Here is an 11072-nt window from a genome sequence, read left to right on the forward strand (position 1 = left end):
ACCGCAGCGGGATGTCGATGACCACCTCAGTGCCCTCGCCCTCGCTGCCGCGCCACTCGATCGTCCCGCCCAGCTCGCCCTGGATGAGCGTGCGGATGATCTGAGTGCCGAGCCCCTGGCCGACCCGTCCCTCCGGCAGCCCGTGCCCGGTGTCGCGCACGCTCACGTGGAGGTGATCCTCCGTGCGCTGCGCGTCGATCGTGACGACGCCTTCCTGACCGGCCAGGCCGTGCTCGACGGCGTTGGTGACGACCTCGGTCAGCGCGAGCGCCAGCGGCGTCGCGTACTCGCTGGGCAGCACGCCGAAGCGTCCGGTCGACTGCGTGCGCGCCCGGGTGTTCGGCGCGGAGGCCACCTCGGCCACGAGCTTCAGCACGCGGTGGAACACCTCGTCGAAGTCGACCTTCTGTGTGAGCCCCTGCGCCAGGGTGTCGTGCACCACCGCGATCGCGTCCACGCGTCGCATCGCCTGCGTCAGCGCGTCCCTCGCCTCGTCCGAGTGCGTGCGTCGTGCCTGGATGCGCAGCAGCGAGGCCACCGTCTGCAGGTTGTTCTTCACCCGGTGGTGGATCTCGCGGATGGTCGCGTCCTTGGTGATCAGCTCCTGCTCCTGATGGCGGAGCTCGGACACGTCCCGGCACAGCACGATGGCGCCGATGCGGGTGCCGTGGTCCTTCAGCGGGATCGCCCGCAGCGACACGGTCACGCCGCGCGCCTCGATGTCCGTGCGCCACGGTGCGCGCCCGGTCACGACGACGGGGAGCGATTCGTCGACCTGCCGCGACGGCGGCACGAGACGGGTCGTCACCTCCGCCAGCGACTCCCCCTCCAGCTCGTCGTCGAATCCCATGCGATTGAACGCCGAGAGCGCGTTGGGGCTGGCGAACGTGGTGATGCCGTCGACGTCGATGCGGATGAGGCCGTCCGACGCCCGGGGAGCACCGCGACGCGGCGACGTCGGCGCCGCGGGGTCGGGGAAGCTGCCGTCCGCGATCATCCGGAACAGGTCGTTGGCGCACTCGTCGAAGGTGATCTGCTGCCGGGACGGCGTGCGCACCTCACCCAGGTTCGTGTGTCGGGTGACCACGCCGATCACCGTCGGCGCGGTGTCCTCGCCGCGCCGATCGACCACGATGGGCACCGCGCGCACGCGGGTGGGGGTCTCCTCGAACCAGTCCGGCGACGAGGAGTCGACGATCTCCGCGGAGTCGAACGCGCCCTGCACCTGAGTGCGCCACTGCGGCCGCACGCGCTCCCCCACGATGTCGCGATAGAAGAGGGTCGCGGCGCCGCTCGGGCGGGCGTGGGCGACGGCGATGAACGAACCGTCCTCGGTCTGGATCCACAGCACGATGTCCGCGGAGGCGAGGTCGGCCAGCAGCTGGCCGTCCCCGGCGAGGCGGTGCAGCCACTCGATGTCGTCGTCGGTCAGAAGGCCCTGGGTCTGGGCGAGATCGCTGAGGGTTGACACCTCCCCAGCCTAGGGGCCGCGACCTCAGAGAATGGCGAGCGACGTCGCGCGCCAGCGGCGGTCGAGCCCCTCCAGCCGGACCGCGACGGCCCTCGTGCGGCCGGGACCGGCGACCACGACCACGGCCTCCACGACGCCGTCGATGGGCTCCGTCACGCGCAGCGAGCGGATCACGAAGCGGGGACGCGCCGGCGGCACTCCGCGGGCGCTCCGTGCCCGTGCCGCGAGATTCGAGCGCGTGACCAGGCTGCGGTACGCGTCTTCGCTGAACCAACGAGCGAGCTGATCGAGGTCGCGCACGCCGGCCAGCACCTCGAGCACGCCCTGCGTGAGACGGCGCAGCAGCGGGGCCGGATCGGGGAGGTCGCTGGAGGGGGTGGGCTGCGGGGCGAAGTACTCGTTGAGCATCATGTCGATCTCTCGTCTCGGAGGTCAGCGGGTGGTCAGTCGAGCACGGCGGGAGCCCTCCCCGGGGGCGGTCGGCGAAAGTATGTGGATAACTCGTACACGGCGCGGGACCGGCCGCCTACGCTCTGTCGGGTGCACTGGGACCGCCTGTTCGAAGACCTCGAAGGCCAGCTCGCCTCGGAGTGGGAGGCCGAGCGCGCCGCCCTCGATGCCGAGTCCGAACGGCTCCGCATCGCGCGTCTCGACCTCAGGTCGCGCCTCCGGCTCCTCTGCGACACGGGCGCCGACGCGACGCTCGACCTGATGAACGGGCGCAGACTCCCCGTCACGCTGCAGTCCCTCGGCGTGGACTGGCTCGCCGCAGCATCCCGGGTCTCGCCGGACACGCGGGCGGCGTCCTCAGCCCTGCTGATCCCGCTGTCGGCCGTACTCGGACTCGCCGTCGATCACGGCATGCTGCTGACGAGTCTCGAGGAACGCGGTGGAGCCACGGGGAGCCTGCTCAGGGAGCGGATGACCCTCGGTTTCGTGCTGCGCGACCTCGCGCGCAGGCGCGTTCCGGTGCATCTCAGCTCTCTGGCGGGCGACGACGTGCACGGCACCATCGATCGTGCGGCGGCCGACCACCTCGATCTCGCCCTGCACGACACCGGCGAGTCGCGGCGCGCCGCGGCGGTCCAGGGTCACCGCATCGTGCCCTACGCCGCCCTCATCGCGATCCGGATGCCGGGCGATCAGCGGCTGTGAGCCGACGAGGTGCCCCACACCTCCGGGAAGCTCGCCGTCTGCGACTGCCGCCAGAGCGCCATCCGCCGCGCGTCCTCCGACTGTGCCGCCAGGTACTCCTCGATGCTGGCCTCCTCCACGCGCCAGCGCGCGGGAGAGCCCAGCTGCGCCCCACGCAGCCGTCCTTCGTGCACGAGCTCGATCACCTCGGCGATGTCGATGCCCAGCAGTTCGGCGATCTGGGCGGGGGCGAGGTAGCGCGACACGCGCGGCTCGGCAGCTGTCATACCGACAGTCTGGTGGAGGCGGTTCGCAGAGCGGGAAGCACCCCGACCTTGTGGATAACTGCCGGGCCGCGCGGGCGGGTTCTGTGACGATAGCGCCATGCCAACGCTCTCCCGCTCCCGCCGCGCATTCCGGGGCGACCTCCGCTTCGTGGTGGGGATCGTCCTCGTCATCGTCTCCATCGCCGGAGTCTGGTCCGTCATCTCCGCGGCGGATCGCGCCGCCCCCGTGCTGCAGGCGCGCCGCACCATCACACAGGGCGAGGTGCTCGCCGCGGAGGACTTCCAGGCCGTGGAGGTCGGGCTCGGCGCGGTGGCCGGTCAGTACGTCGTGCCAGGGCGGCTGAAGCCCGGCAGCATCGCGGCCAGGACCCTCACCAAAGGCGAGCTCCTTCCGCGCTCAGGGGTCACCGACGAGGAGGGGAACCACTCGACCACCGTCGTGGTGGAGAGCACCACCGGGATCCCCGCCGATGTCGAGGCGGGCACCGCGGTCGAGGTGTGGCAAGCACCACCGCGCGACGACGGCAGGACGTTCGACACGCCGCGCATCCTGGTGGGCGACGTCGTGGTCCGCAGCGTGCGGGAGCCGGAGGGGATGCTCGCCGAGAGCGGCACGGAGGTCGAACTGGTCATCGACCGCACCGAGGTGGGCGAGGTGCTGGCGGCGATCACCGGGGGCGCCGCGCTCTCGATCGTGCCCGTCGGTGCCCGCTCGTGACGACGGTCCTGATCGCCGTCCCGCCCCCTCGCGCCGCCGCACTGGCCGAGGAGCTCGAGTTGGAGGGCGTCGAGGCCATCACCGTGGCCGCCACGCCGGCGGGTGTCACAGAGCGCCTGGGCCGCGACATCGACGCCGCGGTCGTCCCGGCCACACGCGGCATGCTGACCGCCGCGCTGATCTTCGCCTGCGACCGCGCCGGGGTCCGCATCATCGCTCTCGGCGATGTCGACAACCGCGTGGCCGCGCGGCTGGGGATCGGCGCCACGCTCCCTTCTCTGGCCGCGGGCTGGGAAGTGGTCGCCGCTCTCGCCGCCGACGTCACCGGCCCCGCTTCGGCCTCGGTCGCTCCGTCCGCTCCGCATCGCGTCACGGCGATCTGGGGCCCGCAGGGCGCGCCGGGCCGTTCCACGGTCGCGATCCAACTCGCGGTCGAACTGGCGCGCACAGGCCGGACCACCGCCCTGGTCGACGCGGACACCGCGGCGCCCTCCCTGGCGCTGCTGCTCGGTCTCGGCGACGATGCGCCGGGCATCGCGGCGGCCTGTCGCCGCGCCGAGAGCGGAGGGCTCGACGCCGCCGAGCTCACCCGCCTCGCCGTACGCCTCGGCGCCGGCGGTGTCGAGCTCGATGTGCTGGCCGGGATCAACCGCCCGAGCCGCTGGCCGGAGCTGTCGTCGACCCGCATGCACGCCGCGCTGTCCGCGTGCCGCGCATGGACGGAGGAGACCGTCGTCGACGTCTCCGCGTCCCTCGACGCCGACGACGAGGCGACGTACGACGTCGTGGGCCCGCGCAGACACGCCGCCACGTCCGCGGTGCTGTGCGAGGCCGATCTGGTCGTGGCCGTCGCATCCGCCGATCCGGTCGGCATCAGCCGGTTCCTGCGCGATCACGCCGAGGTGCGCCGCCTGATCGGCACCACGCCGATCAGAGTGGTGGTGAACTCCGTGCGCCCCGGCCCCCTCGGCATCGATGCACGGGGACAGGTCCGCCGCACGCTGGAGCGCTTCGCCGGCATCACCGACGTGACCTTCCTGCCGTTCGATCAGCGCGCCGCAGACGCCGCCCTGCTGCACGCGCGACCCATGGCGGACGTGACGCCGCGGTCCGCCCTGGTGGCGGCGGTCCGACGGCTCGCGGTGTCGCTCTCCCCCGCCGGCGCCGCCGCTACTGCCGGTAGCTCGAGAGGAAGTTCCCGAGTCGCTCGACGGCTTCGCTCAGCACTCTCGGCTCTGGCAGGGTCACCAGACGCAGGTGATCCGGCGTCGGCCAGTTGAACCCCGTGCCCTGCACCAGCAGGATGTGCTCCGACACCAGAAGGTCGTACACCAGCTTGGCGTCGTCGCGGATCTCGTGCACCTCCGGATCGAGCCGGGGGAAGGCGTACAGAGCTCCCTGCGGCTTCACGCAGGACACGCCCGGGATCGCCTCCAGCCCCTCCCACGCGATGTCCCGCTGCTCGTGCAGCCGCCCTGTCGGCGCGATCAGCGCGTCGATGGACTGGACGCCCGACAGCGCCGCCTGTACGGCATGCTGCGCGGGGACGTTGGGGCACAGCCGCGTGGAGGCGAGGAGCGTGATGCCCTCGATGAATCCCTTCGCGTGATCCTGCGGGCCCGTGACGACCATCCACCCCGAGCGGTAGCCAGCGACGCGGTAGGTCTTGGACAGCCCGTTGAACGTCAGGCAGAGCAGGTCGGGGGCCAGTGTCGCGGTCGGGATGTGCACCGCGTCGTCAAAGAGGATGCGGTCGTAGATCTCGTCGGACAGCACGAGCAGCTGGTGCTCGCGGGCGATCTGAACCAGTCCCTCGAGGATCTGTCGCGAGTACACGACGCCGGTCGGGTTGTTCGGGTTGATGATGACGAGGGCCTTGGTGCGCGGCGTGATCTTCGACCTGATGTCCTCCAGGTCGGGCTGCCAGCCGTCCTCCTCGTCGCAGACGTAGTGCACGGGCGTGCCGCCGGCGAGACTCGTCATGGCGGTCCAGAGCGGGTAGTCGGGCGCCGGGATGAGCACCTCGTCTCCCTCGTCCAGCAGCGCCTGCATCGTCATGGTGATGAGCTCGGAGACGCCGTTGCCGAGGTAGACGTCGTCCGGGTCGAACCGCGGGAAGCCCTCGATCTCCTCATAGCGGCTGACCACGGCGCGCCGCGCCGAGACGATGCCCTTGCTGTCGCTGTAGCCGTGTGCGGTGGGCAGGGCGGCCAGCATGTCATGGACGATCTGATGCGGGGCGTCGAAGCCGAAGATCGCCGGGTTGCCCGTGTTGAGCTTGAGGATGCGGTGGCCCTCCGCCTCCAGTCGCGCCGCCTCGACGAGGGCGTTTCCGCGGATCTCGTACAGGACGTTCTTGAGCTTCGACGACTGGTCGAAGGTGCGCGATGGTGTCATCGATCAAGCCTACAGGGACGCGAAGAGGGCCAAACCGCACGGACTGGCCCTCTTAGCGGCGCTTGCGCCTACTTCTTCTTCTTGCTCTGTGCGCGCCGCTGCTCGCGATTCCCTGCGGCCGGTGCGGCGGCGTCGGTGCGCTGACCGAAGGCGCCGCGCGGCGCCTCCTCCGGCTCGGGCTGAGGCGCCTGGCTGCGGGCGGCGGCCTGACGCAGCCGATCGGTCGCCGCCTGCTGCACCTGTCCGCGGTCGTTGCGCACTTCGACCTCGCCGGCATCGTTCGCCGCCGAGTACTCCAGGCGCTGATCGCCGGCGTCGTTCGCCAGGCCCTTGGCCTCGACCTCGGCGGTCTCGGCGTCGCCGACGCGGCGCACCTCCACCTCGAGGTTGTACAGGTAGCCGACCGACTCCTCCTTGATCTGACCCATCATCGACTGGAACATCGCGTAGCCCTCGCGCTGGTACTCGATCAGCGGGTCGCGCTGCGCCATCGCCCGCAGGCCGATGCCGTCCTTGAGGTAGTCCATCTCGTACAGGTGGTCGCGCCAGCGGCGATCGAGGACCTGCAGCACCACGCGGCGCTCCAGCTCCCGCGTCGCGGCTTCGCCGAGGGACTCCTCGCGCTTCTCGTAGGCGATCTTGGCGTCGGAGAGCAGCTCACGGGTCAGGCCCTCGGCCGTGATCCCGCCCTTGCGCCCTGCCGCCTCGGAGACCACCTCGTCGATCGTGACGCCCACGGGGTAGAGCGTCTTCAGCTCGGTCCACAGCGCGTCGAAGTCCCAGCTCTCGTTGTGGCCCTCGCCGGTGTGGTCGCGCACGACGCCGCTGATCGCATCCTCGATGAAGTGCTGCACGCGGTCGGCGATGTCGTCGCCCTGGAGGATGTGCCGGCGGTCGGCGTAGATGGCCTCGCGCTGCCGGTTCAGGACGTCGTCGTACTTGAGGACGTTCTTGCGCATCTCGGCGTTGCGCGCCTCGACCTGCGATTGCGCGCTGCGGATCGCCCGCGACACGAGGCCGGATTCGATCGGCACGTCGTCCGGGAAGTTGGTGCGTGCCAGGATCGCCTCCGCGGCTCCGGACTGGAACAGGCGCATGAGGTCGTCGGTGAGGCTGAGGTAGAAGCGGCTCTCACCGGGGTCGCCCTGACGGCCGGAGCGACCGCGCAGCTGGTTGTCGATGCGTCGTGACTCGTGCCGTTCGGTGCCGAGCACGTAGAGCCCGCCCGCCTCGATGACCTTCTCCGCCTCCTCGGCGACCACGGCCTTCATCGCCTCGTAGGTCTCGTCCCACGCGACCTCGTACTCCTCCGGCGTCTCCACCGGGTCGAGGCCCTTGGACTTCAGCTCCTGCACCGCGAGGAACTCCGCGTTGCCGCCCAGCATGATGTCCGTGCCTCGACCGGCCATGTTCGTCGCCACGGTCACGGCGCCGAGGCGACCGGCTCTGGCCACGATCTCGGCCTCGCGCGCATGGTTCTTCGCGTTCAGGACCTCGTGCTTGACGCCCTTCTTGGCGAGCAGGCGCGACAGGTACTCGCTCTTCTCGACGCTCACCGTGCCGACGAGCACGGGCTGTCCGTTGGCGTGGCGCTCCGCGATGTCCTCGACGACCTGAGCGAACTTCGCCGTCTCGTTCTTGTAGACCAGGTCGGACTGGTCCTTGCGGATCATGGGCTTGTTGGTCGGGATCGGGATCACGCCGAGCTTGTACGTCGACATGAACTCCGCGGCCTCGGTCTCGGCCGTACCGGTCATGCCGGCGAGCTTGTCGTAGAGACGGAAGTAGTTCTGCAGCGTGACCGTGGCGAGGGTCTGGTTCTCGGCCTTGACCGGCACGCCTTCCTTCGCCTCGATCGCCTGGTGGATGCCCTCGTTGTAGCGACGACCGACCAGGATGCGGCCGGTGTGCTCGTCCACGATCATGACCTCGTCGTTCATCACGACGTAGTCGGTATCGCGCTTGAACAGGGCCAGGGCCTTGATGGAGTTGTTGAGGAAGGAGATGAGCGGCGTGTTGGCCGACTCGTACAGGTTGTCGATGCCGAGGTAGTCCTCGACCTTCTCGATGCCGGGCTCGAGCACGCCGACCGTGCGCTTCTTCTCGTCGACCTCGTAGTCCTCGCCGGCCACCAGGGTCCTCGCGATCTTCGCGAACTCGGCGAACCAGCGGTTGGCCTCCCCCGACGACGGGCCGGAGATGATGAGCGGGGTCCTGGCCTCGTCGATCAGGATCGAGTCGACCTCGTCGACGATCGCGAAGAAGTGCTCGCGCTGGACGAGGTCCTCCTTGCGCCACGCCATGTTGTCGCGCAGGTAGTCGAAGCCGAACTCGTTGTTCGTGCCGTAGGTGATGTCGGCGGCGTACTGCTCGCGACGCACCGCGGGGGTCTGACCGGACACGATGATGCCCGTCGACATGCCGAGAGCGCGATACACGCGGCCCATCAGCTCGGCCTGGTAGCTCGCGAGGAAGTCGTTCACCGTGATGACGTGCACGCCCTCACCCGCGATGGCGTTGAGGTAGGCGGGGAAGGTGGCGACGAGGGTCTTGCCCTCACCGGTCTTCATCTCGGCGATGTTGCCGAGGTGCAGCGCGGCGCCGCCCATGATCTGCACGTCGTAGGCGCGCATGCCGAGGGTGCGCTTCGCGGCCTCGCGGACCGCGGCGAACGCCTCGGGCATCAGCTGATCGAGCGTCTCGCCCTTCTCGTAGCGGGCGCGCAGCTCCACGGTCTCGTTGCGCAGCTCGTCGTCGGTGAGCTTGGAGATGTCCTCTTCCAGGGCGTTCACGGCCTTGACCACCTGATTGAGGCGGCGGATGACCCGTCCCTCGCCGGCGCGCAGCAGCTTCTCAAGAGGATTGGCCACGGATGTCTTCTCCCTGTCATTGGGTCATTCGCCGGCCGCCGTGAGGCGATCGCCAGGCATACTTTGCCATGTTACCGGTCTGTGACCTGCGCGTCGCCTGCAAGAGCGGCCACCGGCAATCCACCGATGGGTTGCCGGGTATGCATATACTCGGCTCTGCTTCCGTCCACCGTGCAGAGGAGACAGGTCATGTCCGTGCGTCAGAGCCTGCTGGCCATCCTCGACCAGGGACCCTGCTACGGGTATCAGCTGAGGCACGAGTTCGAACGCAGGACCGGCGCGACCTGGCCGCTGAACGTCGGGCAGATCTACAACACGCTCGAGCGGCTGGAGCGCGACGGGCTCGTGCGGCGAGGGGCCGCGGACGAGCACGGGCACGTCTACTGGCACATCACGCGCGAGGGCTCGGCCGAGGCCGCCCGCTGGCTGTCCACGCCCGTCGAGCGGACGCAGGCGACCCGCGAAGAGCTCGCGGTCAAGGTGGCCGTCGCCGCCACCCTCCCCGGCGTGGACGCTGCGGAGGTCATCGGCGCACAGCTCGAGGCCTCGTCACGCCGTCTGGAATCGCTGCGGGGCACGACGCCGCCCGACGCCGCGACGCCGGAGGGTCTCGCCTGGTCGCTCGTGGTCCACTCGATGGTGTTCGCGGCCGAGGCCGAGGTGCGGTGGCTCGAGCACACGGCGCGACGCCTCGCCGCGCACCCGCATCCGCAGATGGCGCTGCAGCTCGCCACGGAGCGTCCGAAGCGCGGCCGCCCCGTCAAGAGCGTGCAGCCGCGGCGACCGGAAGCCGTCGCCTGAGCGGGCTCCCCCGCCCGATTCGCGTTCGCCCGGAGCGGATGCCCAGCCCGCGCGTACACCGGGGAAACTAGGATCGGCTCATGGCTGGATTTTGGGGCAGACGCAAACGCGAACAGGAAGAGCTCGCCGCACAGGACGCCGACCTCGCGCGCCGCGCGGAGCAGGCCCTCGTCGGCGCCGACGAGCGCATCCGCACGACGGCGGACGAGCTCGCCTTCGCAGAGGCCGAGCTCGGTGAGTCGCTGACGGCCGACCTCAAGGCGGCGCTGACCTCCGTGCGCACGCATCTGCGTGAGGCGTTCCAGCTGCATCAGCTCAACCACGACGAGATCCCCGACACCGACGAGGAGCTGCGCACACGCAACGCCCGTATCCTCCAGCTGTGCGAATGGGCGGAAGACCTCCTCGACGAGAAGACCGCCGTGCTGGCCGAGTCAGTGGCGAAAGTGCGTCGCGCTCCCGAGATCATCGCCCAGGTGCGGGCCGAAGCCGCCGCGTTGAGCGCCCGCATTCCGCAGACCGATGAGACCGTCTCCCGCCTCTCTGCGCGCTACTCCGAGTCCGCGATGCACCAGATCACCGCGAGCGCGGCCGAGGCCGAGCAGCTGATCCGCTTCGCCACGCACAGCGCCGACATCTCCGAGCGCCGCCGTGCCGCGAAGCAGAACGAGGAGGCGAACCTCGCCCTGGAGACGGCGACGGAGGCCACCCGGCGCGCCGCGGCGCTGCTGGACGCGGTCGAGGACTTCGAGATCGAGGCGCTGCGCGCCGAGTCGACGCTGGCGGAGGTGATCGCGGATTCGCGGGGCGATCTGCTCGCGGCCCGCCACGCGCCCTCGGCTCCCGCCGTCGCCGACGCGGTCGCTGCGCTGCAGGCGGCGCTCGCCTCGCTGACCCCGTCCGGCCAGCCGAACGACCCCTTCGCCGAGCTCTCCCGCCTCCGCGCCGCGAACTCCGCGCTGGACGAGGCGATCGCCAAGGCCAGGCACCGCGCCGAGAACCCGCTCCCCTCCGTCGCCCAGGTGCAGCACGCGATCGACGACGCCGACCGCCAGCTCGGCGTCGCACGCGGCCTGATCGCCGGACACCGCGGATGGATCGGCGCCGATGCGCGCACGCGCCTGGCGGAAGCCGAACGGCTGCGCGTCGATCTGACCGACCTGCTGCCGGCGGAGGACACCCGCGAGGCCGCGCTGATGCAGGCACGCCGGGTCGCGCACCTTGCCTCCGAGGCGCTCCAGCTCGCCCAGCGCGACATCGACTCCTCGCGCCCGCAGGATCAGGACTGGGGCGGCGGGCCTCGCCGCGGCGGTGGCATGGGCGGCGGCGATCTCGCCTCCGGGATCCTCGGCGGCCTCGTGATCGGCAGCATCCTCGACGGCATCTTCGACTGA

Annotated in this window: 10 protein-coding genes; 5 read left to right on the plus strand and 5 right to left on the minus strand. The window is 70.5% G+C overall.

Annotation, left to right across the window (positions count from 1 at the left end; translation table 11 throughout):
- Together M3C17_RS18000 and M3C17_RS18005 are read right to left on the minus strand one after the other, a co-directional pair.
- Nucleotides 1-1471: sensor histidine kinase (locus M3C17_RS18000; RefSeq protein ID WP_259979425.1), on the minus strand; the 1471-nt coding region annotated here is incomplete at its 3' end.
- A 24-nt stretch (nt 1472-1495) separates the two neighbouring features.
- On the minus strand, nt 1496-1882 hold the full coding sequence (locus tag M3C17_RS18005; RefSeq protein WP_259979426.1) for an Rv3235 family protein: 387 nt from the start codon (nt 1880-1882) through the stop codon (nt 1496-1498).
- Between the two features lie 129 nt (nt 1883-2011).
- Between M3C17_RS18005 and M3C17_RS18010 the strand changes: the two genes are divergently transcribed.
- On the plus strand, nt 2012-2626 hold the full coding sequence (locus M3C17_RS18010; RefSeq protein ID WP_259979427.1) for a hypothetical protein: 615 nt from the start codon (nt 2012-2014) through the stop codon (nt 2624-2626).
- Here M3C17_RS18010 and M3C17_RS18015 read toward each other — a convergent pair.
- A complete protein-coding gene (locus M3C17_RS18015) occupies nt 2614-2892 on the minus strand; it encodes a helix-turn-helix domain-containing protein (protein ID WP_259979428.1) in 279 nt (92 codons plus the stop codon). The two genes, M3C17_RS18010 and M3C17_RS18015, sit on opposite strands and share 13 nt — an antisense overlap.
- Nucleotides 2893-2989: 97 nt before the next feature.
- Here M3C17_RS18015 and M3C17_RS18020 point away from each other — a divergent pair, with 97 nt between their 5' ends.
- Entirely contained in the window at nt 2990-3610 is a 621-nt protein-coding gene (locus M3C17_RS18020; protein ID WP_259979429.1) for an SAF domain-containing protein, read from the plus strand.
- Nucleotides 3607-4890, plus strand: a complete 1284-nt coding sequence (locus M3C17_RS18025) for a P-loop NTPase (RefSeq protein WP_259979430.1) — start codon at nt 3607-3609, stop codon at nt 4888-4890. The genes M3C17_RS18020 and M3C17_RS18025 overlap by 4 nt, the downstream gene beginning before the upstream one ends.
- Here the strand turns inward: M3C17_RS18025 and M3C17_RS18030 are convergent.
- Nucleotides 4781-6007, minus strand: a complete 1227-nt coding sequence (locus tag M3C17_RS18030; protein WP_259979431.1) for a pyridoxal phosphate-dependent aminotransferase — start codon at nt 6005-6007, stop codon at nt 4781-4783. The genes M3C17_RS18025 and M3C17_RS18030 overlap by 110 nt on opposite strands.
- 68 nt (nt 6008-6075) lie before the next feature.
- Nucleotides 6076-8877: a preprotein translocase subunit SecA gene (gene secA, locus M3C17_RS18035; protein ID WP_259979432.1), complete on the minus strand. Its 2802-nt coding sequence runs from the start codon at nt 8875-8877 to the stop codon at nt 6076-6078.
- A gap of 189 nt (nt 8878-9066) precedes the next feature.
- Here secA and M3C17_RS18040 point away from each other — a divergent pair, with 189 nt between their 5' ends.
- On the plus strand, nt 9067-9678 hold the full coding sequence (locus tag M3C17_RS18040; protein ID WP_259979433.1) for a PadR family transcriptional regulator: 612 nt from the start codon (nt 9067-9069) through the stop codon (nt 9676-9678).
- A gap of 80 nt (nt 9679-9758) precedes the next feature.
- Nucleotides 9759-11072, plus strand: coding sequence for a hypothetical protein (locus M3C17_RS18045; protein ID WP_259979434.1), 1314 nt, complete (start codon nt 9759-9761; stop codon nt 11070-11072).

It is taken from the genome of Microbacterium sp. p3-SID336, from assembly GCF_025143365.1.
Taxonomy (GTDB): Bacteria; Actinomycetota; Actinomycetes; order Actinomycetales; family Microbacteriaceae; genus Microbacterium.